At 61.2% G+C, this 24,129-nt stretch carries 19 protein-coding genes; 17 read left to right on the forward strand and 2 right to left on the reverse strand.

Annotation, left to right across the window (positions count from 1 at the left end):
- The first annotated feature begins 163 nt into the window (after window positions 1-163).
- The 17 genes from GSQ83_RS12855 (at window position 164) to GSQ83_RS30535 (ending at window position 19,179) form a co-directional block, all read left to right on the forward strand.
- Window positions 164-787: a hypothetical protein gene (locus tag GSQ83_RS12855; protein WP_158803290.1), complete on the forward strand. Its 624-nt coding sequence runs from the start codon at window positions 164-166 to the stop codon at window positions 785-787.
- A gap of 628 nt (window positions 788-1,415) precedes the next feature.
- A complete protein-coding gene (locus GSQ83_RS12860; RefSeq protein ID WP_158803291.1) occupies window positions 1,416-2,462 on the forward strand; it encodes an acyltransferase in 1,047 nt (348 codons plus the stop codon).
- 468 nt (window positions 2,463-2,930) lie between these two features.
- Window positions 2,931-3,329: an NADH-quinone oxidoreductase subunit A gene (locus GSQ83_RS12865; RefSeq protein ID WP_158803292.1), complete on the forward strand. Its 399-nt coding sequence runs from the start codon at window positions 2,931-2,933 to the stop codon at window positions 3,327-3,329.
- Between the two features lie 3 nt (window positions 3,330-3,332).
- Window positions 3,333-4,025, forward strand: coding sequence for an NADH-quinone oxidoreductase subunit B (locus GSQ83_RS12870; protein WP_158803293.1), 693 nt, complete (start codon window positions 3,333-3,335; stop codon window positions 4,023-4,025).
- An 11-nt stretch (window positions 4,026-4,036) separates the two neighbouring features.
- Window positions 4,037-5,815, forward strand: coding sequence for an NADH-quinone oxidoreductase subunit C/D (gene nuoC, locus GSQ83_RS12875; protein WP_158803294.1), 1,779 nt, complete (start codon window positions 4,037-4,039; stop codon window positions 5,813-5,815).
- Window positions 5,802-6,299 (forward strand): NADH-quinone oxidoreductase subunit NuoE, encoded by a 498-nt coding sequence (nuoE, locus tag GSQ83_RS12880; RefSeq protein ID WP_158803295.1) that lies wholly within the window; start codon window positions 5,802-5,804, stop codon window positions 6,297-6,299. Before nuoC ends, nuoE begins: the two co-directional genes overlap by 14 nt.
- Window positions 6,300-6,304: 5 nt before the next feature.
- Window positions 6,305-7,597 (forward strand): NADH-quinone oxidoreductase subunit F, encoded by a 1,293-nt coding sequence (locus tag GSQ83_RS12885; RefSeq protein WP_158803296.1) that lies wholly within the window; start codon window positions 6,305-6,307, stop codon window positions 7,595-7,597.
- On the forward strand, window positions 7,594-10,302 hold the full coding sequence (nuoG, locus tag GSQ83_RS12890; RefSeq protein ID WP_158803297.1) for an NADH-quinone oxidoreductase subunit NuoG: 2,709 nt from the start codon (window positions 7,594-7,596) through the stop codon (window positions 10,300-10,302). The genes GSQ83_RS12885 and nuoG overlap by 4 nt, the downstream gene beginning before the upstream one ends.
- A complete protein-coding gene (gene nuoH, locus GSQ83_RS12895) occupies window positions 10,299-11,273 on the forward strand; it encodes an NADH-quinone oxidoreductase subunit NuoH (protein ID WP_158803298.1) in 975 nt (324 codons plus the stop codon). The genes nuoG and nuoH overlap by 4 nt, the downstream gene beginning before the upstream one ends.
- An 11-nt stretch (window positions 11,274-11,284) precedes the next feature.
- Window positions 11,285-11,797, forward strand: a complete 513-nt coding sequence (gene nuoI, locus GSQ83_RS12900; RefSeq protein WP_158803299.1) for an NADH-quinone oxidoreductase subunit NuoI — start codon at window positions 11,285-11,287, stop codon at window positions 11,795-11,797.
- Between the two features lie 31 nt (window positions 11,798-11,828).
- On the forward strand, window positions 11,829-12,329 hold the full coding sequence (nuoJ, locus tag GSQ83_RS12905) for an NADH-quinone oxidoreductase subunit J (RefSeq protein ID WP_158803300.1): 501 nt from the start codon (window positions 11,829-11,831) through the stop codon (window positions 12,327-12,329).
- A 4-nt stretch (window positions 12,330-12,333) separates the two neighbouring features.
- The gene (gene nuoK / locus GSQ83_RS12910) at window positions 12,334-12,642 is read left to right on the forward strand and encodes an NADH-quinone oxidoreductase subunit NuoK (protein ID WP_158803301.1); all 309 of its coding nucleotides are present in this window, start codon (window positions 12,334-12,336) and stop codon (window positions 12,640-12,642) included.
- A 3-nt stretch (window positions 12,643-12,645) separates the two neighbouring features.
- Complete coding sequence (gene nuoL, locus GSQ83_RS12915; protein ID WP_158803302.1) at window positions 12,646-14,502, forward strand: NADH-quinone oxidoreductase subunit L; 1,857 nt, start codon at window positions 12,646-12,648, stop codon at window positions 14,500-14,502.
- Entirely contained in the window at window positions 14,499-16,007 is a 1,509-nt protein-coding gene (gene nuoM, locus GSQ83_RS12920; protein WP_158803303.1) for an NADH-quinone oxidoreductase subunit M, read from the forward strand. Before nuoL ends, nuoM begins: the two co-directional genes overlap by 4 nt.
- Window positions 16,004-17,455 carry an NADH-quinone oxidoreductase subunit N gene (locus GSQ83_RS12925; RefSeq protein ID WP_158803304.1) on the forward strand — a complete coding sequence of 484 codons (1,452 nt, stop codon included), beginning with the start codon at window positions 16,004-16,006 and terminating at the stop codon, window positions 17,453-17,455. Before nuoM ends, GSQ83_RS12925 begins: the two co-directional genes overlap by 4 nt.
- Before the next feature lie 265 nt (window positions 17,456-17,720).
- A complete protein-coding gene (locus GSQ83_RS12930; RefSeq protein WP_254065658.1) occupies window positions 17,721-18,155 on the forward strand; it encodes a CBS domain-containing protein in 435 nt (144 codons plus the stop codon).
- Window positions 18,156-18,957: 802 nt separating this feature from the next.
- On the forward strand, window positions 18,958-19,179 hold the full coding sequence (locus GSQ83_RS30535; RefSeq protein ID WP_254065659.1) for a hypothetical protein: 222 nt from the start codon (window positions 18,958-18,960) through the stop codon (window positions 19,177-19,179).
- Window positions 19,180-19,335: 156 nt separating this feature from the next.
- Here GSQ83_RS30535 and GSQ83_RS12940 read toward each other — a convergent pair whose 3' ends face one another.
- Window positions 19,336-22,506 carry an efflux RND transporter permease subunit gene (locus tag GSQ83_RS12940; RefSeq protein ID WP_158803306.1) on the reverse strand — a complete coding sequence of 1,057 codons (3,171 nt, stop codon included), beginning with the start codon at window positions 22,504-22,506 and terminating at the stop codon, window positions 19,336-19,338.
- 18 nt (window positions 22,507-22,524) lie between these two features.
- Window positions 22,525-23,775, reverse strand: a complete 1,251-nt coding sequence (locus GSQ83_RS12945; protein WP_216850119.1) for an efflux RND transporter periplasmic adaptor subunit — start codon at window positions 23,773-23,775, stop codon at window positions 22,525-22,527.
- Window positions 23,776-24,129 lie beyond the last annotated feature (354 nt).

Genomic DNA, 24,129 nt, shown 5'->3' on the forward strand with positions numbered 1-24,129 from the left:
GCGATTTCGGCCATCCGGCCTCGGTTCTCTCGGGTCCACATCCCGAGCTTGAATCATCCCTCCCCGAGCCGCCACAAGCATTTTCAAACGGTCTCTAAGCCGTCTGCTCCCTAAGAGTCATCTGACTGACGGCACTCACTCGCATTTCACTGCGACGATTGCTGTGGTAGCGACGCTCACCGCCCTCGTGCTCGGACTTGCCATCAGCAACGCCAATACAGCACGTGTGGGGATGATAAACGACCTGGCGCTGCTCTCCTCCGATATCGTTCGAACCGACGACTTGCTCCGGCGGTTTGGACCGGCGGCCAACAATGCGAGAGCCGACCTGATACATTATGCCGTGGAGAAGCAGGAAGACCTCTTTCCGCGGAGCGCGGGGAGGGAGCCTAATCCATCGAATTCTCAAACCGCAGCGATTTTGGGGCGGGTCCAGGACGAGATTTTGAAATTAGAGCCCCAAGACGATGCACAACGTTGGGAGCAATCACAGGCGCTGGTAGTCTCGACGCTGATCGTTGTAGCCCGGTGGACAATCGCGGAGCAGGGCCATACCGTGGTGTCGGAAGCAGGCGAAGTCGTCTTGGTGTTTTGGCTCTCAATTCTGTTTGGCACCTACGGCCTGTTCATGCCCCGCCACGTCACCGCGTTTGTTGGTCTGTTGCTGAGCGCGACCGCGGTCGCCAGCGCCATCTTTCTGATCCTTGATGCTAGGGCCCCTTTTTCTGGGATGTTTCATGTCTCGTCGGAAACTCTGTCTGAGGCAGTGCGAGCGGTCCGGAGCTAGCACCTCTATCGTGACGTCCCGGTGCGGAGCTTCAGGCACGCGGTCTTGCCCGAAACAGTGTAGCGCGGGCTTGCTGCTACCGGCCCCGAGACGTAGAGCGTGATGGATTTCTAGCTGCTGACCAGATGCCATTCAGCCTCGTTGTCGCAATACACGGACGGGTCGCTGTTTTCATCTCTCAGCCAGAGGCGGTCGTTCGCGTGATAGAGGCTCTCGCAAAGTATATGAGCAGCCGTTAGTCGCTCGGCTGGCGCCCGCAGGTCAATGAAGTGTGCGGCGACCGGAAGCGGGGCCACGCCGTCCAGTCGCTAGCCAATAATATTGACCGCCGGACGAGGGGAGAAAGGATGATGGCCACCCAAAGTGGTTCATCATCCCAGCGCGTTAGCGGTACGCGAGAGCGATTCAGAAGGGGGAAAACCCTCATTGGAAACCACAAGCGGTATATTGAACCAGGCCCAAAAGCATTGAGTAATGATTTCGAACCCTGGTGGTCTAATTGCAAGGCCGAACAGTCTCCCCGTTCGATCTGCAATATTCCGAGGCTAGATCGTCAGTAGGGTATCTTTCGGCCATGTTGTTTTAACAATTCGCCCGGCCGAAGAGGCTCTATTCACGGGATTTGTATATGAGACAACATTATCTTGCGCTTGATGGCCTACGCGGCTTTGCTGCAATTGGAGTCGTTGCCTTTCACATCATTGCCTTCACCAACCCAAAACTACCATTTTCTAGCGCTTACTTGAGCGTCGATCTGTTCTTTGCCTTGAGTGGCTTCGTCCTATCAGCGGCCTACAGCACGCGTCTGGGCGATGGAATGCAGCCGCTCGATTTCATGCGCCTGCGCCTCATCCGACTTTATCCCGCCTATCTCGTCGGTCTTGCCTTGGGCGTGACGGCCTATCTCATCACCTGGTCGCCATTCTCGTCCACCAAGCTCTTTGTCTCCCTCGGTTCGGCCCTGGTGTTTCTTCCTTTACCGGTTCCGCTCACCGACAATCCACCGATCTTCCCTCTCAACCTACCGGCCTGGTCGCTCTTCTTCGAGCTTCTCGTGAACCTGGTTTTTGTGACCTTCTTTAGGTATCTCACGAGCCGAGCCGTTATCGCCATCCTCTTTCTTTCAGGGATGAGTCTCGTTGGCGTGGCGATGTTCCATGGAAATCTGCATGTCGGCTGGAATACCGACCACTTCGTCTACGGTTTGCCCAGAAGTTTATTTTCGTTTTTTGCTGGAGTTCTAGTCCACCGGCGCTTCCCCGGAGGTCTGCGAAGCGGCGGACCATTGGTCGCTATTATTGTGGCTTTGGTTCTGGTTCTGCCGATCCCTGCAAACATCCACAATGTCTACGACCCGGTCATGGTTGTGCTACTCTTCCCGATCAGCATCGCGGCCATAGCTGGCTGGGAGTTGCAGGGCTTTCGGGCCCGCATCGCAAGAGCTCTGGGCGCGCTGAGCTATCCCCTGTACGTCATTCACATGCCGTGCATCTACATCCTCAAAAACTGGACCGATGGCTGGCGAAAATACGAAAAGTTGGTTGCCTATGGCCTCACGATTGTCGCCCTTGTCATTGTCTCCTGGTTGATCGCGCAGCTCATCGAGACTCCCGTCAGGCGCTGGCTCTCCAGCGCGCGTTTCGGTCGCAGGGAGGAACTGCGGGTGGGTGCGTAAATCTGATAAGCTTGTGAAGCTGCCGCCTGCGGACAGCGCCCGTCCGGGGATGGCTTCGTGGCTGTGCGCCGAATTGCTGGAACCGCCGGCGTCGAGGATAGCTGAAAGACACGAGGGACGAAATCGTTTCGAAAATGTTTCAGAATAGCGTCAGTTCTACTTTTCATAGACGGCACGGTTACAATAGCCCGGCATGTTCCAGCCAAATGGAATCGTACATGTGTTGCTGTCGCTCACGCCTGTGAGAGCGACATTCCGCTCCAGGCGGACGAACGCCGCGACGCGCGGGTTCGTGGGCCTGACGGAGGCGCGGACCCTGACCGAGCCGATTGACGCGTCGCCGCCGCCGCCTCGCTTGACAGGCGCTCACACAATAGGGTCACATATACTCAACGAAGGTTTAGTCGTCTTGCGGTTTCGGCCGCGCTCGTTGGTTTCCAAGATAACCTGCCGAGATGGACACGGACCATGGAGGATACGGCCCGTTATTGGGTTTTGCTGGTCTACGCCGTTGCCGTGATCGGTTTGGTCGCGGGGATGATAGGTGTGTCCTATTTTCTCGGCCAGCGTCACCTGAAGCATGCAACCCGGCAGCCGTTTGAGTCTGGGATCGTTTCGGTCGGCTACGCGCGATTCCGGCTGCCGATCCAGTTCTACCTAGTCGCGATGTTTTTCGTCATCTTCGATCTCGAAGCCGCATTCCTCTACGCCTGGGCCACCGCGGTGCGGGCTGCGGGATGGACTGGTTACGTCGTCATGCTGATTTTCATTGTCACCCTGCTCGCAGCGCTCGCCTATCTTTGGCGAGCCGGCGCGCTCGACTGGGGGCCGCGTCCGCGATTGCTCCCCAAACAAAGGCCCGGTTGACGCATGCGCTTCTCGATCACGAAGGCAACATCTGGGCGTCTGGTCTCGACCACTGCTCCCCATCTGCGCGGCACCCCGGCCGGCAAACAGATCGAGTCGCCGGCCGAAGGGGGAACTTTCACCGACGCTGTGCGCCGCAACATGGCTCTCACCAAGCTCGAGGACATGGTTGCCTGGGGCCAGAAATACTCGGTCTGGCCGTTCAACTTCGGGCTCTCTTGCTGCTATGTCGAGATGGCGACGGCCTTCACGAGCAAGTTCGACATCGCGCGATTCGGTTCAGAGGTGTTGCGGGCCACCCCGCGCGAGGCTGACCTGATCGTCATTTCCGGCACGGTGTTCGTGAAAATGGCGCCGGTCATCAAGTGGCTCTACGACCAGATGCTGGAGCCGCGCTGGGTGATCTCGATGGGCGCCTGCGCCAATTCGGGCGGAATGTATGATATCTACGCCGTGGTCCAGGGCGCGGACAGTTTCCTGCCCGTGGACGTCTATGTACCAGGCTGCCCGCCGCGCCCGGATGCGCTTCTCGAAGGGTTGATGCTGCTGCAGCGCTCGATCGGCACCGATCGCCGGCCGTTGAGCTGGATGGTCGGGCCGCAGGGCATCGAGAAGGTCGACCGGCCGAGCTTCCGCGACCTCAAGCGCGAGGAACGCCGGGCCGCAACAGATCTCCCCACGCCGGACCACGTGTAGGGAATGCCGGGATGCTGACCGAAGCTGACAGCATCCCCGTTACGGAAGCCGAGCAGCATATCCTGCGCGACCTCAACCGGCGATTCGGGCCAATCGCGATCACCGCGCAGAGGACGATCGATCAGATACCGACCTTTTGGATCGATCGGCACACGGCACATGACGTGCTCAAACACCTGCGGAGCGGCGCCGAGCGGCCCTTTCGCGTCCTCTACGATCTGACCGCGGTCGACGAGCGGATGCGGGTCCATCGTGAGGGGCTGCCGCCCTCCGATTTCACCGTGGTCTATCACCTCATCTCTTTCGAGCGGAACGACGATATCCGCATCAAGGTGCCACTCAAGGAAGACGCGCTCGAGGTGCCGACCGCTGCCGATATCTGGCCCAACGCGGATTGGTACGAGCGCGAGGTGTGGGACTTGTTCGGCGTCCGCTTCGCAGGCCATCCGAATCTGCGCCGCATCCTGACGCCGCCGACCTGGATTGGCCACCCGCTCCGCAAGGACCATGTCGCGCGGGCGACCGAGATGGGTCCCTACGTGCTAACAGAAGAGCGCGAACTCGCGGAGCAGGAGGCGTTGCGGTTTCGTCCCGAGGAGTGGGGCATGAAGCGGCACAGCGAGACCGCCGACTTCATGTTCCTCAACCTCGGACCCAACCATCCGAGCGTGCACGGGGTGTTCCGCATCATCCTTCAGCTCGAAGGCGAGGAGATTATCGACGCGGTGCCGGAGATTGGATTCCATCATCGCGGCGCGGAGAAGATGGGCGAGCGCCAGACCTGGCACACCTATATCCCCTACACCGACCGCATCGACTATCTCGGCGGGGTGATGAACAACTTCCCCTATGTGATGGCGGTCGAGAAGCTTGCCGGCATCACGGTGCCCCCACGCGCGCAGATGATACGGATCATGCTCGCCGAGCTATTTCGGATGGCGAGCCATCTCGTTTTCTACGGAACCATGTCTCAGGATCTCGGCCAGCTTTCGCCGGTCTTCTATATGTTCGCGGACCGCGAGCGGGTTTTCCAGATTATCGAGGCGATCTGCGGGTTCCGGATGCATCCGGCATGGTTCCGGATCGGCGGCGTGGCCGCCGATCTGCCCCAGGGCTGGGACAAGATGATCCGTGACTACCTGGACTATCAACCGAAGCGCCTCGACGAATACGACAAGCTCGTCATGCGCAACCGCATCTTCAAGGCGCGCACGATCGGCGTCGGTGCTTACACGCTGGAGGAGGCGTATGATTGGGGAGTCACTGGCCCTGCCCTGCGCGCCTGCGGCCTGGAGTGGGACTACCGCAAGCAGCGCCCCTATTCCGGATATGACCAGCTCGACTTCGAAATCCCCACCTGCAACAATGGCGACTGCTACGATCGCGTGGTCGTCCATATCGAGGAGATGCGCCAAAGCCTGCGCATCATCCGGCAATGCCTCGACAATATGCCGGCGGGTCCTTACCGGTCGGAGCACAAACTCGCGACTCCGCCGCTCAGGGAGCGGATGATGCACGACATCGAAACCCTGATTACCCATTTTCTCAACGCGAGCTGGGGGCCGGTGTTGCCGCCGGGGGAGGCGATGGTCAGCATCGAGGCGACCAAGGGGATCAACGGCTACTATCTCACGGCTGACGGCGATAGCGTCTCATACCGCACCCGTATTCGCACGCCCTCTTTTCCTCACCTGCAAATGATCCCGCTGATCAGTCGCGGCGCCTACGTCGCTGACCTGATCGCGATCCTCGGCAGCATCGATTTCGTGATGGCCGATGTCGACCGCTGAACAAGATCTGTCGGAAGCCCCGCTTGAGGAGGCGCTGCGGCAGCAGATCGCGGCCGTCGCGCAGCACGCCGAATATAAGCGCGCGGCGGGCCTCGACGCGCTGAAAGTTGTGCAAAAGCGCTTCGGTTATGTCTCCGATCCGCACCTCGCCGAGGTTGCGGCGCTGTTGGAAATGACACCGGCCGAACTCGATGGCGTCGCGACCTTCTATAATCTGATCTTTCGGCGTCCGGTCGGCCGCCACGTCATCCTGTTGTGCGACAGCGTGGCGTGCTGGGTGATGGGCGAAAGGGCTGCGCGCGCGCAAATCCGCGAACGCCTGGGCATCAACCCGGGCGAGACAACAGCCGATGGCCGTTTCACGCTGCTGCCAATCGTTTGCCTCGGCCATTGCGACCACGCGCCGGCGATGATGGTGGACGAGGACCAGCACGGCGATCTCGACGCCGAGCGGTTGGATGCAATTCTCGATCGGTATCGGTGAGAGTGATGGAAAAGCCGCTCACCGCCTTGATCCAGCCTGACGGCAAGCCGCTCGATGTGGCCGGTTATGAGCGTGCCGGCGGCTATCAGGCGTTGCGCAAAGCGCTCACCATGGCGCCGGAAGCGATCACCGCGGAGGTCAAACGCTCGAGACTGCGTGGTCGCGGCGGCGGCGGATTTTCGACCGGGCGCAAGTGGGAGGCGGTGCCGCAAGGTGCGGATGCGCCACGGCAGCGCTATCTCGTCGTCAATGCCGACGAGATGGAGCCCGGCAGCTTCAAGGACCGGCTCCTGCTCGAACAAACTCCGCACCAGATGATCGAGTCGGTGATCATCGGCGCCTTCGCGATCCAGGCGGAGATCGTCTATATCTTCGTGCGCGCCGAATACGTGCTCGCGATTGATCGGCTCAACCGTGCGGTCGTGGAGGCCGAAGCTCGCGGCTACCTCGGCGCCAATGTCCTGGGCTCCGGCTTCGCGGTCTCCGTCCATGTGCATGCGAGTGGCGGGCGCTATATCTGTGGTGAGTCGAGTGCCATGCTCACGGCGCTCGAGGGTCGCCGCCCGCTGCCGCGCGCCAGGCCGCCCCGCTCCGCGCTGAGCGGGCTGTGGGGGAAGCCGAGCGTGGTCAACAACGTCGAGACGATGTGCAATGTTCCGCACATCATCGAGCGTGGGGCCGATTGGTTCCTCGGCCTCAGCCGCTGCGACGACGGCGGCAGCAAGCTCTATGGCTTCAGCGGACGGGTGAAGCGGCCGGGTCTGTGGGAGCTCCCGCTCGGCACCCCGCTCAATGAAATTCTCGAGGAGCATGCGGGCGGGATGCAAGACGGCTACGAGTGCCGGGCGGTGCTGCCAGGGGGTGCTTCCACCGCCTTTGTCATGAGCGACAGCTTCGACGTCGCGATGGACTTCACATCCGTTCAGAAGGTCGGCAGTTCGCTCGGCACTGGCAATATCATGGCGCTGGACCATCGGCGCTGCCCGATCGGCCTGCTGCGCAACCTCGAGCATTTCTTCGCCCAGGAGTCCTGTGGCTGGTGCACACCCTGCCGCGACGGCCTGCCCTGGGTTGAGCGGATTCTCACTGCGATCGAGGCTGGCGAGGGTGAGCCCGAGGATATCGAAACACTCTCCCGCCACGTCACCTTCCTCGGCCCGGACTTCACCTTCTGCGATCTCGCACCAGGGGCGATGGCGCCCCTCGGCAGCGGGCTCAAGCATTTCCGCGCGGAGTTCGAGCAGCATATCAGCGAGAAACGTTGCCCCTGGCACGACACGGCGGAGAGCTGGGCATGACGACGTTCCTGGTCGATGGCAAAGCATATACCGCAAAGCCGGATGAGAACCTGCTCCAGGCCTGCCTCGGTGCGGGGCTCGATCTTCCGTATTTCTGCTGGCATCCGGCGCTCGGCTCGGTCGGCGCCTGCCGTCAATGCGCGGTCAAGCAATACGCGAACGAGGCGGATAAGACCGGGCAGCTGGTAATGGCTTGCATGACGCCAATCGCCGAGGGCGCGCGGTACTCACTTGCCGATCCGGAGGCGTCGTCGTTCCGTGCTAGTGTGATCGAGTGGCTGATGGTCAACCATCCGCATGATTGTCCGGTCTGCGAGGAAGGTGGCGAGTGTCATCTGCAAGACATGACGATGATGACCGGGCACGCGTACCGGCGGTACCGCTTTACCAAGCGCACGCATCGCAACCAGGATCTCGGGCCGTTCATCAAACACGAGATGAACCGCTGCATCGCCTGTTATCGCTGCGTGCGCTTCTATGGCGACTATGCCGGCGGCCGCGATCTCGATGTGTTCGCAGCCCATGATCACGTGTATTTTGGCCGCCATGCCGACGGTACCTTGGAAAGTGAGTTCAGCGGCAATCTGGTCGAAGTCTGTCCGACCGGGGTCTTCACCGATAAGCCCTTCTCGGCGCGTTATGCGCGCAAATGGGATATGCGCGGCGCCCCCTCGATTTGCTCGCACTGTGGGCTCGGCTGCAATACTACGGCGAACGAGCGAGCGGGTGAGTTGCGGCGCATCGTCAATCGCTACAACGGAGAGGTGAACGGCTATTTTCTCTGCGACCGTGGCCGCTTCGGGTATGGCTTCGTCAATGCGCCGGACCGAATCCGGACGCCGCTTGCGCGTGGAGCGGATGGGCGACAGGCGCCGATTAGTCGCGACGACGCAATCGCGCGCTTCTCCGCGTTGCTTCGCGCCGGTGGCCGAGCCGTTGGTATCGGCTCGCCGCGCGCGTCGCTAGAATCCAACTACGCGCTGCGCGCCCTCGTCGGAGCGGAGAATTTCTTTCCTGGAGTCGGCGCAGGCGAAGATCGCTTGCTGCGTCTTGTCGCCGAGATTCTGGGCTGCGGTGCGGTGCACGTGCCGTCGCTCCGCGAAGTGGAGCGAGCGGATGCCGCCTTGGTGCTTGGCTCGGACTTGCCCGATGCGGCGCCGCGCGCGGCTCTCGCGCTGCGCCAGGCGGTGCGTGGAGCCGGATTCGCGCATGCCGCCACAGTGAAGATTCCGCAGTGGCAGGATGCCGCGGTTCGCACCTTCGCGGGCGGGGTGCGCAGCCCGCTATTTATCGCGACACCGACGGCGACGCGGCTCGACGATGTCGCGCAAGCCACTTTGCGCGCCGCGCCTGCTGATATCGCACGGCTGGGTTTCGCAATCGCCGCCGTCATCGATCCCGCGGCGCCCGCGGTTGCCAATCTGTCCGACAACCTTGTGGCGCATGCACGCGTGTGTGCGGCGGCGCTTCTTGCGGCCGAACGTCCGTTGATTGTCTCCGGCGTCGAGACCGGCGACGAGAACGTGATCCGAGCCGCCGCCAACATCGCCGCTGCGCTTCGCGCGCGTGGCAAGTCTGTTTCGCTGATGCTGAACGTTCCCGAATGCAACAGCCTTGGGCTTGCGCTGATGGCGGATGGGCAGGCTGGCTTCGAGGCGGCGCTTGGTGAGCCGGCCGCGCTGGTGATCGTGCTCGAGAACGATCTCTACCGGCGCGCGGCGAGGCCGGCGATCGAGGCGGCGCTGGGCTCCGCGCACCTGGTCGTGCTCGATCATAGTGAGGGCCCGACCTCGCATCGCGCCGAACTCGTCCTGCCGGCCGCGAGTTTCGCCGAGTCTGGTGGTACGCTGGTGAGCAGCGAGGGGCGAGCGCAGCGCTTCTACCAGCCGATCTTCGCCGAGAACGACATAAGCGAGGCCTGGCGCTGGCTCCGCGATGCCGGCCGCGCGGCCGATCGCACTACCTGCGAAGGCTGGAGCACGGAGGACGATATCGTCGCCGCTCTGGCCGGCGCCTTGCCCCGTTTCGCGGCGATTCCCCGCGCTGCGCCGTCCGAAGAGTTCCGCATCACGGGTCGCCGGATTGCCAGCGAGCCACACCGATTCTCCGGCCGCACAGCGATGAACGCGGTCCGCAACGTTCGGGAGCTGAAGCCGCCGGTGAGCGCGGATTCGCCATTCAGCGCCACCATGGAAGGCTTCCACGGCAAAGTGCCCCCAGCATTGGTACCGTTCTTCTGGGCGCCGAGCTGGAACTCGGTGCAGTCGGTCAACAAGTTCCAGGCCGAGATCGGCGGCGCGCTTGAGGGAGGCGATCCCGGAGTGCGCCTGTTGGAGGCGCGCGCGGAAGCGGCGCTTCCCTACTATACCGGCGTACCCGAGACCTTTGCTCGACGCGAAGGGATGTGGTTCGCAGTCGTGTTGCCCCGAGTGTTCGGCGATGACGAACAGAGCGCGCGCGCGAAACCGATCCGCGAGCGTATGGCGCCACCGGCGCTTGTACTCAATGGCGAGGATGCGACGCTCATGGGCGCCGTCTCTGGCGAAGTGCTCGAGTGTGAGATCGACGGTGGGCGCCAAAGCCTGGCGCTCGAGATTCATCCCGAGCTGCCACGTGGCATGGCGGGGATCGCAGGTCTATCGGCGAAGGCCCACGCGCTGCCGGCCTGGATCCGCATCACCAAAGCCGAGCGGGGTGCTGCATGAGCCATCCCCACACAATCATTGGGGGCCTGCTAAATATCGTGCTTGGCCTTGCCTTCGCGTTGGCGATGGCGGCTTTGCTTACTTGGGTTGAACGACGGCTGCTTGGCTTCTTGCAGGACCGTTATGGGCCGAACCGGGCCGGGCCCTTCGGTATACTGCAGGCTGTCGCCGATGGCATCAAACTCCTGTTCAAGCAGGATTGGATTCCCCCCTTCGCCGATCCCGGTGTTTTCGTTCTTGCGCCGGCAATCTCGATGGTCACGGTCATGCTTGCATTGGCCGTGATTCCAGCCACACCTGTAATTGGCATCATTGGCAACCTCAATGTCGGGCTGCTCTACTTCCTCGCCATGGGTGGGCTCGGTGTCTATTCGGTCGTGCTCGCGGGCTGGGCGTCGAACAACAAGTTCTCTCTTCTGGGAGGTGTGCGCGCCGCGGCGCAGATGGTGAGCTACGAGGTGTTCATGGGCCTCGCGCTGGTCGGTGTGGTGATGCTCGCCGGGTCGTTCAACCTCACCGATATCGTCCATAGCCAGCGGCATCTGTGGTATGTGGTGCCACAGTTCGTAGGCTTCATCATCTTCTTCCTGGGCGGCATTGCCGAAACGCATCGGCTACCGTTTGATCTCCCCGAAGGCGAAAGCGAACTTGGTGCCGGATTCCATACCGAGTATTCGGGCATGAAATTCGGCATGTTCTTCATCGGCGAATATATCGGCATCATGCTGGTCTCCGCGATGACGACGGTGTTGTTCCTGGGCGGCTGGTACGGGCCGATCCTACCGCCGTTCCTTTGGTTCGGCATCAAGACCGGCCTCCTCATCGCCTTCTTCATCCTGCTGCGCGCCGCCTTGCCGCGTCCGCGCTACGATCAGCTCATGTCCTTCGGCTGGAAGCTGCTGCTGCCGCTTACGCTGCTCAACATCCTGGTTACCGGCGCGCTCATGCTTGCCGGACCAGCGCCGTCATAGAGGAGGAAGTGGTGCTGAGTTCGGTCCGTACACTCTGGTATACTTTCCTGCACCTGTTCCATCGCAATGTTACGGTCTCCTATCCCGAGGAGATGCCCTATCTCGCGCCGCGCACGCGCGGCCGGATCGTGCTCACGCGTGATCCCGACGGCGAGGAACGTTGCGTTTCCTGTTATCTCTGCGCGGTCGCTTGTCCCGTCGACTGCATCAGCCTGCAGAAGACCGAGGAAGATGGGCGCTGGTACCCGGAGTTCTTCAGCATCAACTTCTCCCGCTGCATCTTCTGCGGCTTTTGCGAAGAGGCTTGCCCGACCTACGCGATCCAGCTCACGCCCGACTTCGAGATGAGCGAATATGACCGGCAGAATCTCGTCTACGAGAAGGAAGATCTGCTTATCAGCGGCACCGGAAAATATCCGGACTACAACTTCTATCGCGTCGCAGGCCTTGCGATTCCGGGTAAGGACAAGGGCGAGGCTGAGCACGAGCGGAAGCCGATCGACACTCGCAGCTTGATGCCGTGAACGAGAGACCGCAGGGGAGGCACGTCAGGTCATGAACGCCACCTTCGAGATCTCGGCGATCGTCGCGGTGCTCGCAACCCTGATGATGATCACACGCCCTTCGGCGGTGCACGCGCTTCTCTACCTCACTGTTTCCCTGCTCGCGGCCGCGCTGGTGTTCTTCGTCCTCGGCGCACCCTTCGCCGCCGCGCTCGAGGTCATCATCTATGCTGGCGCGATCATGGTTCTGTTCGTGTTCGTGATCATGATGCTGAATATCGGGGAAGCCGCGGCGGCCTTCGAAAGCACCATGCTGAAACCATCGGCTTGGATCGGCCCCTCTGTTCTTGCCCTGCTGCTCGCGATTGAACTCGGCTCGCTCGCCGTGACTGGCGGCCTTGCTCGTCCCGCAGGCTCGGTGGTCGGTGCCCAAGCGGTCGGCATCGCGCTGGTCGGCCCCTATATGCTCGCGGTCGAGATCGCCTCCTTCCTTCTGCTGGCCGGCCTGGTCGCCGCGTTCCATCTTGGCCGCTCTGTAACGAGGGGAGACTAGCGCGGTGGCGACGGCTCCGCTCGATCAGGGTTTGCTGCTCGCCGCGATCCTGTTCGCGCTGGGCCTCGCCGGCGTTCTGGTCAGGCGCAACCTCCTGTTCATGTTGATGTCGCTGGAGGTCATGCTGAACGCGGCCGGCATTGCTTTCATCGTTGCCGGCGCGCGCTGGGCGTCGCCGGATGGCCAGATCATGTTCATCCTCGTGCTCACCTTCGCCGCGACCGAGGTTTCGGTCGGCCTTGCCCTGATCCTGTTGATGCACCGGCGGATCACCACCCTTGATGCCGATGCCGGCGATCGTCTGAGGGGGTAGGCGATGCGCGAACTCCTCTGGCTGGTTCCCACGCTTCCGCTGCTCGGTTCAGCGATTCTCATGCTCGGCGCCGGGCGGCTTTCCACCCGTGTGGAGGCCATGATCGGCGCGCTCTCGGTCGGGCTTGCAGCCATCATTGCCTTCACGATCGCCGCCGGTTTCCTGCTCTATGCGCCAGCGGGCACGGTTTATGAGCAAACCCTGTGGCGTTGGCTTGATGTCGGCGGGTTCTCGGCGGAGATCGGCCTGCGCCTCGATGCACTTTCTCTGGTGATGATGCTGGTCATCACAGGCGTCGGTTTCTTCATCCATTTATTCGCGACCGAGTTCATGGAAGGCGAGGAAGGCTATGGCCGGTTCTTCGCCCATCTCAATTTATTCGTCGCCGCCATGCTTCTGCTGGTGCTGGCGGATGATTTCCTCGCGCTTTACGCCGGCTGGGAAGGCGTCGGGCTTGGCTCCTATCTGCTGATCGGCTTCTGGTGGCGCGACCCCGCCAACGGCCTAGCCGCGCGCAAGGCCTTCATCGTGACCCGCATCGGCGATACCGCGCTCCTGATCGGCCTGCTGCTGATCGCGAGCCGCCTCGGCACGCTCGACATCGCGGGCGCGATGAAGAATGCGTCGCAGACCTGGCAAGTAGGTTCCCCTGTCGCAACGGTAGCCGCGTTCCTCCTCCTCGGCGGTGCGGTCGGCAAATCGGCGCAGCTGCCGCTGCAGACCTGGCTGCCCGATGCGATGGCCGGCCCGACACCAGTGAGCGCGCTGATCCATGCCGCGACTATGGTGACCGCTGGCGTGTATCTTATCGCCCGCACCCACGCGTTGTTTCTGATCGCTCCGTCGGCGCAGCTCGCGGTCGGCGTGGTGGGCGGGGCGACATTGTTGCTCGCCGGCTTCAGCGCGCTCGCCCAGAATGACATCAAGCGCATCCTCGCTTACTCGACGATGAGCCAGATCGGCTACATGTTCCTGGCCCTTGGTGTCGGCGCGTGGAGCGCTGCGCTGTTTCACTTGATGACCCACGCCTTTTTCAAGGCGCTGCTCTTCCTATCCGCGGGCGCCATCACGATGCGAATTCATCACGAGCAGAATATCTTCAAGATGGGTGGCCTCGCGCGGCGCCTGCCCGCCGCCTTCTGGAGTTTCCTTATTGGCAGTGCCGCGCTTGCCGCCTTGCCGCTGGTCACGGCCGGTTTCTACAGCAAGGAGGCAATTCTATCTGGTGCCTGGGCGGACGGAACCAGCGGGCGCGTGCTGTGGGTCGCTGGCATATTCGGCGCTTTCATCACCGGCCTCTATATCTTTCGCGCAGTCTTCATCGTCTTTTTCGGCGAGGAGCACACCCATGTCAGCGGAACCTATGGCTGGCGCGTCATCGTGACACTCACTGTGCTTTCTGTGCTCTCGGTGGTGGGTGGGCTGATCGAGCTGCCGCCCGTCTTCGGGCATGTCACGCTGCTCTCGAATCTGCTCGCCCCGGTGTTGCCGGCAACCCGGGAGGTCACCAACCTGACGCCGCTGCTGCTTGCAAGCCTCGTCGCCCTTCTCGGCATCGCGCTTGCCGCGGTGCTCTATTGGCGCCCTACGCGCGCGCCGGCCGAGACGCCACTCTGGCGTTTCTGGCATGCCGCCGGTGGCTTCGACTGGCTCTACGATCGCTTGCTGGTCCGGCCCGTGCTGTGGGCGGCTCGGGTCGGTCGTAATGACGTCGTCGACAGGGTCTATGACAGCATTGTCTGGGCGACGCGGGTGGCCCATCAGGAGGTGCGGCGGACCCAGAATGGACGCGTCCGCTGGTACACCGCCGGTCTTGCCATCGGCTCGATTTGCCTGATCGCTATCGCGGTGTTGCGATGATTCTGCTCTGGCTTCTCCTGGTGCCGGCGGCCGGCGGCGTTCTTGCCTGGATCGCGGGCGCGCGCCATCCCGATTGGCCGCGCTGGATCGCGCTTTTCGTGCTCGCGATTGACTTCATCCTCGCGCTGACCCTCATCGGCCCCGCCGTGGCTTCCGGTCACACTTCATGGATCGCGAGTCTCGACTTACCGTGGATTCCTCAGCTGGGCATCTCCTTCGAGCTTGGTCTCGACGGTCTGAGCCTGGTCCTCATCTTGCTCGCGATCGCGCTCGGCTTCGTCTCGGTGGTGATCTCCTGGACCGAGATCACCGATCGGGTTGGCCTTTTTCACGCCAACTTGCTCTGGGCAACGACAGGCGTGATCGGCGTGTTCCTCGCCCTGGATCTGTTCCTCTTCTTCTTCTTCTGGGAACTGATGCTGGTGCCGATGTATTTCCTGATCGCGCTGTGGGGCCACGAGCGCCGCTTTTATGCCGCGATCAAGTTCTTCATCTTCACCCAGGGCAGCGGCCTCATCATGCTGGTCGCGATCCTGGTGCTCGTCTTCGTTCACCAGCACGCGACCGGACACCTCACCTTCGACTATCTGGCGCTGCTCGGCACGAAGATGAGCCCCTCCACCGCGTTTTGGCTGATGCTCGGCTTTTTCATCGCCTTTGCGGTCAAGCTGCCGGCGGTGCCGTTTCACACCTGGCTGCCCGATGCCCATACCGAGGCGCCGACCGCGGGCTCCGTGTTACTCGCCGGCATCCTGCTGAAAACCGGAGCCTACGGTCTCATCCGCTTCGTAGTGCCGTTATTCCCCGATGCCGCCCATGCCTTCGCGCCGGTCGCCATGGCGCTTGGGGTGATCGGAATTCTCTACGCCGCGCTGATGGCCTTTGGACAGAACGACATGAAACGGCTGGTCGCTTATAGCAGCGTGAGCCACATGGGCTTCGTGCTGCTCGGCGTCTTCGCCTGGAACACACTCGCGCTTCAGGGAGTGGTGGTGCAAATGCTGGCGCACGGTATCAGCACTGGCGCGCTCTTCATCCTGGTTGGTGCCCTGCAGGAGCGTATCCACACCCGCGACATGCGGCTCATGGGCGGGCTGTGGGGCGCGGTCCCACGGTTGTCGGCCTTCGGCATGGTCTTCGCGATTGCCTCGCTTGGGCTGCCCGGGCTTGGCAACTTCATCGGCGAGTTCCTCATTCTGCTCGGAAGTTTCCGCGTCAGTGTGCCGCTTACGGTGATTGCGGCCGGGGGCCTGGTCGCGGGAGCGGCATACGCACTGCTCCTGGTACAGCGGGCCTTTCATGGCAAGGCGTCACCGCACCCCGACGCGGCGAAGCCGATCGATCTCACTGCTCCGCATCTGGCGGTGATGGCGGTGCTGGTGATCGCGATCATCGGGCTCGGTCTCTATCCGCAGCCGATCTTCGACCAAGTGGCGCCGGGGCTGGCGGTACTGCAGCACAACGGCGCCCCGTCTGTGGGCGCAGCCGCGCAGGGGTCACAATGAGCGCGGCGGCTTTCGCGGCCTTCGCGCCCTTCACCCTGCTCGGCACGGTGACGATCGTGGTGATGCTGCTGATAGCGGTTCGCCGCGACCATCGTTTCATAGCCTTGTCGACCATCGTCGGCCTGTTGCTCTGCTGCATCGCACTGCCGCTCGCGGCACCAGCGTCACCCACGGCGGTAACGCCGCTTTTCGTCGTCGATGGCACGGCTCTCTTCTATTCCGGGCTGGTGCTCGGTTCGGCGGTGATCGTTGCCATCCTCTCCTACATCTATCTCGACGGATGGACGCAGGGGCCTCGCGAGGAATACTATTTGCTGCTGCTGACTGCGACGCTCGGCGCCGCCTTGCTGCCGGAAAGCGTCCATTTCGCCTCGTTCTTCCTCGGTCTAGAGACGCTCAGCATCTCACTACTCGGCCTGATCGCTTATGCGAGCCCGCGCGGGGAAGCGGCCGAAGCGGGCACCAAATATCTCATACTCGGCGGCGCCTCTTCCGCCTTCCTCCTGTTCGGCATGGCGCTGATCTATGCCGATCTTGGCACCATGTCTTTCGCGCGGATCGGCGCGCTGATCCATGCGGGAGACCCGCTCGATCGCTATCGTGTGATCGGCGTCGCCATGATTCTGACCGGGGTCGCCTTCAAACTCTCGCTCGTGCCGTTCCACATGTGGACGCCCGATATCTATGAGGGGGCGCCGGCGCCGGTCACCGCCTTCGTCGCGGTGGTTTCGAAGATCGCGGTGTTCGCGGTGATCCTGCGATATTTCGTTCTCGCCGAAGGCCATGCCGACACCTCGCTGCGCACCGGCCTTGCCGCGATCGCGATCCTCTCCATGCTCGGGGGCAACCTGCTCGCGTTGCTGCAGAACAACGTGAAGCGCCTGCTCGCCTATTCATCAATCGCCCATCTCGGCTATCTCCTGGTCGCCTTTCTTGCAACGGGATCTTTGGGGCAGGAGGCGGCCGCCTACTACCTCGCCGCCTACGCGGTCATGACTTTGGGCGCCTTCGGCATCGTCGGCCTGCTCAGCGCGCCGGGGGCCGGGCGGGATGCCGACCAGATCGAGGACTATCGCGGCCTCTTCCGCACCCGCCCTTTCCTGGCGAGCAGCCTAGCCCTGATGCTGCTCTCGCTGGCGGGAATACCGCCGACGATGGGCTTCATCGGCAAGTTCTATCTCATGGTTTCGGGCGTCGGGGCCGGATTGTTCTGGCCGGTGACGGCCCTCGTGGTCGGCAGCGTGATCGGGCTCTATTATTACTTGCGCGTGCTGGTTGCGATGGCGATGCCAGTGCCGGCCGAGCGTGCGGACGCCCCTCACAAGGCCACGCCGTTTTATGGCAATGCTCTGATCGCGGCGCTCCTGGTGCTACTGGTCGTGCTAGGCGCCTATCCAGCGCCGGCGATCGCGCTAATCCGGATGACCGTCGGCTTTACTTCCGGGTAAGGCTCATCTGGGGGTTCGGCGTATCTACCGCAGTGCATTCCGCATAACTCGAGCGTCCTCTGCAACATTGCTGTGCTAGATTAGGGGCGACAGAAAGCGTATGATGGCGAAACCGTTTGGGTGGCCGCTGGTGCATAGCCGAGTGGATTGATGTTGTGCACTTATCTGCAGGATCGATCACTCTAAAAAGGTTGCCAGAACTGTCTGTGCCGGAGGGAGACACGAACTGGTATTTGATCGCGTCCGGCAGGAAACGCGGAGAAGAATGATGACAACCGTCCGCCATATTCTCGACCAGAAGGGTTGGGGTTCGACTGTACTCGGCGCCAACCAGACGATTCCACAAGTCGCGAAGTTTCTGACCGCCAAGAGGATCGGCGCGGCGCCGGTGGTAGACGATAACGGGGTCGTGCTCGGCATGCTCTCAGAGCGCGACATCATGCGTTTCGTTGGCGAACTCGGTGAGGATACCAAGAACCAGGTAGCCGCGAACCTGATGACGACGCTCATTGCCTCCTGCACGCCCGAGAGTTCGATCCTGGACGCAATGCTGCTGATGACCAACAAGCGTTGCCGCCATCTGCCGGTTTTCGAGGATCAAGCCCTCGTAGGGATGGTGAGCATCGGCGATCTCGTGAAGGCGCGGCTGGAAGAGGCCGAGTTCGAAGTTGCTTCAATGCGTGCCTATATCACGTCTTAGACTAGATCTGCGTTCCGCATTTCTCCGAGAGACCGATGGGCTTTGTGCTGCGCGGCGCCCTCCCGCATAGCGAAGGGCCCGAAGCGCCGCCGAGGGTAGCGGCCGCCAGCAGCTATGAACAGGTCACGGCGCGGATCGTCCCAGCTTTCGGGAAGCTCCCCCAACAAGCCGGTCCCTGCGGCGCCAGTAGTATCTGCATCTTCCCATGGATACCCGGGCGAAACGCTCCAGGACCAGCGACGCCGCCACGGCCATCGTGACGGCGCTCAATGCTGGCCGTTGATCCGCCCGATCGTTCATGCGTTACTCGCCTCGTCCTGATAACCTGCCGGGACGGCGGCGGCGGAGGCTCGCTCCCACCTGCTCTGTCTACGTGTGGGCGAAGGTGCTGCCGATCCCAGGCGACGCGTAGCGCAGGCGCCGGTATGGCAAGGGTTACACATCCGTCGCGCGTCGGCGCGTCGGCGAAACTTATTTGAAGGTGCGGAAGAAGTGGGCCTATCTATATCGGGTCGGATTTGTCAGCGCTTCGGCAACGAAGCTCGCCTCCCGCACGGTGTCGAGGTGCCTGTGACCAAACGAGTTGAGCATGCCGATCCGTCCTGACCTGCGGCCTCTCTATCCTCCGCATTGGCGCGACTTGAGTCGATACGTGCGGTTCGAACGGGCCGGAGGCCGTTGCCAAGGTTGTTTCCGACCACATCTGGCGCGGGTCCGTTGCCTACCGGATGGCCGCTGGTTTGATGATGACGCGCGCACATGGCGCGACCAGCGCGGCCGTCCTGCGCGCTGGCCAAACCTGTTGGAAACGCCAGAGCGCCGCAGCACTCGCGTCGTGCTCGCCGCCGCGCATCTTGACAATGATCCCTCTAACAATCGGCTGGCCAACCTCAAAAGCCTCTGCCAGCGATGTCACATGCTGCATGACCGGCCGCATCATCTTGCGCAACGCTGGATCACCTATCGCCGGCGCTATGCAATGGGCGATCTCTTTCTCGGGCTCTACAATGAGAACGCGACATGAGAGCAGGCAAGATGGTGAAACAAGCGGGGCGGCGATGTCCAGGCGTCAGGCCTTCTTGCGGTCGTGGAGGCGACGGGCACTTAGGTGTCGTGCCTGCACCTGACATCAGCGCTCGCTTCGCCGACCGAAATCGAGGAGCGAGAGAACTGAGGCCTCCTATTCGTGAATAGCTGCCTCCTTGAGAGGCGGAGCCGGAACGCGTTTCCGGCCGATGCGGCGAACGACGTAGTAGAAGGTCGGTGTGAACAAGAGCCCAAACATCGTGACACCGAGCATTCCAAAGAAGACCGCGGTTCCGAGTGACTGACGCATTTCCGATCCTGCTCCCTTCGATACAACGAGTGGAGCCACCCCGAGAATGAAAGCAAAGGATGTCATTAAGATTGGCCGCAGTCTTGTCCGCGCCGCCTTCACTGTTGCGTCTGCTACTGTCAGGCCTTCCTCTTCCGCTTGGCGAGCGAATTCGACGATAAGAATAGCGTTTTTTGCCGCGAGCCCCAGCAGCACAACGAAACCTATCTGAGCCAGGATGTCGATGGGCATCCCCCTCAATCGTAACCCAAGAACGGAAGCGAGCAAGCACATCGGGACAATGAGCACGACGGCGAGGGGCAATTTCAGGCTCTCATACTGCGCGGCCAGAACGAGAAACACAAACAGTGCAGCCGCGCCGAAGACCAGCCAAGTTGGAGTTCCCTTCTGCTGTTGCTGAAAGGCCAGATCAGTCCATTCATAACTGATCCCGCGCGGTAGTATTTCGTGAGCCAGCCTCTCCATGTGGAGCAAGGCCGTGCCGGTGGCTATGCCAGGAGCAGCCGCTCCCTGGACCTCCGCGGCTGGGAAAAGATTGTATCGAGGCACGCGATAGGGAGCCGTCTGGCTCCGAAACGAAGCCACGGTGCCGACCGGAACCATGTCTCCGCCGCTATTTCTCGCTTTCAAGTTGGATATGTCGCCCGTGCTCCGGCGGAATTTGCCGTCTGCCTGGACGATGACTTCGTAAGTCCGTCCGAGGTAGTTGAAATCGTTTACGTATTGCGAACCGAGATAGACTTGCAGCGTGTTGAAGACGTCGGTTGGTGTAAGACCCACCATCTCCGCCTTCTCACGATCGAAATTCAGATAGAGTGAGGGCGCGCGCGTGCTGAACAGTGTAAACGCACCCACGATTGCGGGGTCCTTGTTTGCCGCCGCGACGAGTGCCTGTGCTGCCTGGGACAAGGCGTTGGGACCGAGCCCCCCCTGGTCTTCCAGCATCATCTTGAAACCGCCGGCATTGCCGAGACCCTGGACGGGAGGTGGCGGGATCGTGAGGACGTATGCAGCCTTGATCACTGCAAGGCGTTGGCGCAACTTCGCAAGTACCGCATCTGCCGTGATACCATGTGTGGGCATGTCGTATAGTGACGGAAGCGCGGAGAATATGGTCGCTGCGTTTGGAGATATTGTGAAGGTCGTGGCGTCAAGGCCCGAAAAAGGCGCGACGTGCTGAACGCCTGGCGTGTCAAGCATGATCTCTATCGCCTGCTCGACCACTGCGTTGGTGCGTGCAAGGGTTGACCCGGGCGGCAGTTGAATGATCGTGATCAAGTATCCCTGATCTTGCTCAGGAATGAAGCCAGTAGGTGTGCGGGAGAAGAGGATCCCGGTTGTCACCAGCAATCCACAGTAGACGATCAAAACAAACGCGCTGAGGCGGAGAAGGCGGCGCGTTAGGCCACGATATCCGTCCGAGGTCGCTTCGAAGCCGCGATTGAAACCGGCGAAACCTCCTTCTATCGCTCGCCTCAGAAGGCCGCGGCGAACACCTGAATTCGATGCATGCGGTTTGAGTAGGAGGGCGCAGAGCGCTGGGCTCAGTGTGAGAGAAACAAAACAAGAAATTATGGTGGATGCGGATATGGTAACCGCAAACTGCTTGAAGAACTGCCCGGAAATTCCTGAGATAAATGCGGAAGGTATGAAGACGGCGCAAAGCGTCAGAGCGATCGCGATGATCGCGCCGCCAACCTCGTCCATCGTTTTGTGTGCAGCTTCGCGCGGCGACATGCCCAACCGCAGATTGCGCTCGACATTCTCGACCACGACGATGGCGTCATCGACCACGATACCCACGGCCAGAATCAAGCCGAAGAGCGAGAGGTTGTTAAGCGAGATTCCCAAAATGTTAAGTATAACGAATGAGCCGATCAAGGAAACCGGGATAGCGATGACCGGAATCACCGAAGCCCGCCAGGTCTGAAGGAACACGACGACGACCACTACCACGAGGAGTACGGCCTCGAAGATCGTATGAACGACGTGGTCGATCGACTTCGCTATGAAAATCGTCGGATTGTAGATGACCTTGTACGCGACGCCGGCGGGAAACTGCTGCGACAGTGTCCGCATCGTCCCCAACACTTCGCTATTGACCGCCAGAGAGTTTGCCCCGGGTTCAGCGAAGATCAGAAGTGGAAGTCCGGGCCCTCGATCCAGATAGCTGGTCGAGCCATAGTCAGCGGCCCCGACTTCCGCGCGACCGACATCCCGCAGCCGGGTCACCTGGCCATCGGCGCCTGACTTCAGCACAATGTCCTCGAACTGCTGAGGAGTCGCCAGCCGTCCCCGTGTCTCAACGTTCAGTTGATACGCTTGGTGAGAGACAACCGGAGTCTGGTTGAGGACGCCGGCTGAAACCTGCAGGTTTTGGGCGCGCAGGGCACTCAGCACTTCTTCCGCGTTCAGGTTGCGCGCGGCGACCTTGCCCGGGTCCAACCAGATCCGCATCGCGTATTCGCGTGCTCCGAGATATTGGACGTCTCCAACACCGGGCAGGCGCGCCAAAGCGTCCTTTACATGCAGAGTGGCGTAATTGGAGAGATAGAGCACGTCTCTGGTTCGATCAGGAGAATAAAGATGGACGGCCAACAGGATGCTTGGGGTGGATTTTCGCACCTCGACGCCCTGTCTTTGAACATCTTCAGGCAGGCGGGAAAGCGCGTTATCGACCCGGTTTTGCGTTAGCATTTGGGCGACGTTAAGATCCGTGCCCAGTCTAAATGTGACCGTGACCGTAAGTTTCCCGTCACCGGTCGATTGGCTGCTCATGTAGAGCATATTTTCGACGCCGTTGATCTCCTGTTCCAAGGGAGTTGCGACGGTACGCGCCACCGTCTCAGCTGAAGCCCCCGGATACACGGTGGTGATCTGGACGGTCGGAGGCACGATCTCCGGATACTGCGCGACCGGGAGGATAACGAGAGCGCCAAGTCCTACGATGGTGATAAAAGTGCTGAGTACGATCGCAAAGATCGGCCGGTCGATGAAAAAGTGCGGAAAGCGCATGCGGACGACCTCGCCTATTTAGTGTTGATCGTCAGAAGCGCCATAAGATATTGAGCCCGCCTGAGGCGTCACCTTCATGCCCGGATTTGCCCTCACGATCCCATCGATGATGACTCGATCGCGCGGTGTCAGTCCTGAACTTACTATTCGTAGACCGCCCCGCAGGCCGCCGATCGTCACCAGTTTTGAAACGACCGTCCCGTCCGCCGCGACCGTCAGGACGACATGCTGGTCTTGATCGAGAAGCACCGATGCGTCGGGCACCAAAAGGGTCGGCTTGGGCGGAGAAACCTGTAAGCGGACCCTGCCGAATTCGCCTGGTGTCAAGGAGAGATCGACGTTTGGCACTGTGGCGCGTGCGTGAATGGTACCGCTCGAACGATCAATTTCATTGTTGACGAAATCCAGCACGCCCTGATGCAGGAAATGTGCCTCATCGCTCAATCTGATCATAACTCGTCCATCGAATCGCGTGCCCAAGGCTGACCGGTATTTCTCAAAAGTGAGATAGTCTGCCTCACTCATGTCAAAATTCAGATATATTGGGTCCATCGTCACCAACGTCCCCAATAGGGTTGTTGGAGCGCTGGCGAAGCGGCTGCCGGCAATCAGGTTGCCGACGGAAATCTGATGCGCTCCAATCCGTCCGGAAAAAGGAGCGACGATATTGCAGTGGAGAAGATCGAAGCTGGCGTCCCGAATGGTTGCAGTCGCGGCTTGAACGGCAGCACTTGCCGCGCTCAGATCGGCGGTGCGTAGATCAACGTTCTCTACGGTGCCGAACGTACTCTGTTTGAGAGATTGCGCGCGAAAGAGTTCTTGCTGGGCCAAGAGGTATTTTGCATTGGCAGAGGCCAACTGGGCCTTCGCTTGGGCCAGGGTAATCTCGTAGGGCGTCGGATCGATGACGAATAGAAGGTCGCCCTTATGAACGATTTGCCCATCCTGGAAGTGAATCTCGGCCAAGATGCCGCCAACCTGCGCGCGAAGCTCCACCCGGTCCACCGCCGCGAACTGGCCGAGGAATGCGATGCGCGTGTCTTCATCGTGCTGTAACGGGTAACTCACAACCACAGAGGGCGGAGCTTCGGCAGAGTCGGCGAGGGCTGGCTCGATCAGATGGGCAGCCTGCCATAGCGGAGTATATGCATGTCCCGCGATCGCAACGATCGCCCCGACTACCGAGCAGACCATAAGTGACCAAATTCGCGAGCGCAAGCTTGACGGCACGGGCTGCTGGCTGTCGGTCGGGTGAATTGTCTCGTTCAATTGCGACTCCCAATACACTACAGCTAGATCCCGCGGACGAAACCCAGGCTACGGCAGAAAAGTATAGCGAAAAACTTGGCTTCGGCAGCAATAATATCGTGCAGCCGCGTTTGATGTTGGAAATGGCGACGCAGCCCTTGCCTCGGTCGGAGGGACTACCCCCGAAATGAGCAGGCTGTTCTAGAAGTCACCCGATGGCCTTCTCAAATCGAAGTCACACCAGTTGTTTGAGATGACACTTGCGGGCCAAGCAGGTGATCGGTGACGGTTCTTTCTTGTCCAGCGCGTGATTTCAACTATGGCGGCGATTCAACAAGATATCTTGGGAACGGCGGCAGCGGGACCACGGAGATT

The organism is Acidisoma sp. L85 (assembly GCF_009765865.1).
In the GTDB taxonomy this organism is placed as follows: Bacteria; Pseudomonadota; Alphaproteobacteria; order Acetobacterales; family Acetobacteraceae; genus Acidisoma.

Excerpts from the sequence above, each read along its gene's own strand:
- GSQ83_RS12865 (WP_158803292.1), top strand. The coding sequence starts at position 2,931 with ATGGAGGATACGGCCCGTTATTGGGTTTTGCTGGTCTACGCCGTTGCC.
- nuoE (WP_158803295.1), top strand. The coding sequence starts at position 5,802 with ATGTCGACCGCTGAACAAGATCTGTCGGAAGCCCCGCTTGAGGAGGCG.
- GSQ83_RS12885 (WP_158803296.1), top strand. The coding sequence starts at position 6,305 with ATGGAAAAGCCGCTCACCGCCTTGATCCAGCCTGACGGCAAGCCGCTC.
- GSQ83_RS12870 (WP_158803293.1), top strand. The coding sequence starts at position 3,333 with ATGCGCTTCTCGATCACGAAGGCAACATCTGGGCGTCTGGTCTCGACC.
- nuoH (WP_158803298.1), top strand. The coding sequence starts at position 10,299 with ATGAGCCATCCCCACACAATCATTGGGGGCCTGCTAAATATCGTGCTT.
- GSQ83_RS12860 (WP_158803291.1), top strand. The coding sequence starts at position 1,416 with ATGAGACAACATTATCTTGCGCTTGATGGCCTACGCGGCTTTGCTGCA.
- nuoC (WP_158803294.1), top strand. The coding sequence starts at position 4,037 with ATGCTGACCGAAGCTGACAGCATCCCCGTTACGGAAGCCGAGCAGCAT.
- GSQ83_RS12925 (WP_158803304.1), top strand. The coding sequence starts at position 16,004 with ATGAGCGCGGCGGCTTTCGCGGCCTTCGCGCCCTTCACCCTGCTCGGC.
- GSQ83_RS12930 (WP_254065658.1), top strand. The coding sequence starts at position 17,721 with ATGATGACAACCGTCCGCCATATTCTCGACCAGAAGGGTTGGGGTTCG.
- nuoJ (WP_158803300.1), top strand. The coding sequence starts at position 11,829 with ATGAACGCCACCTTCGAGATCTCGGCGATCGTCGCGGTGCTCGCAACC.
- nuoM (WP_158803303.1), top strand. The coding sequence starts at position 14,499 with ATGATTCTGCTCTGGCTTCTCCTGGTGCCGGCGGCCGGCGGCGTTCTT.
- GSQ83_RS12940 (WP_158803306.1), bottom strand. The coding sequence starts at position 22,506 with ATGCGCTTTCCGCACTTTTTCATCGACCGGCCGATCTTTGCGATCGTA.
- nuoL (WP_158803302.1), top strand. The coding sequence starts at position 12,646 with ATGCGCGAACTCCTCTGGCTGGTTCCCACGCTTCCGCTGCTCGGTTCA.
- nuoG (WP_158803297.1), top strand. The coding sequence starts at position 7,594 with ATGACGACGTTCCTGGTCGATGGCAAAGCATATACCGCAAAGCCGGAT.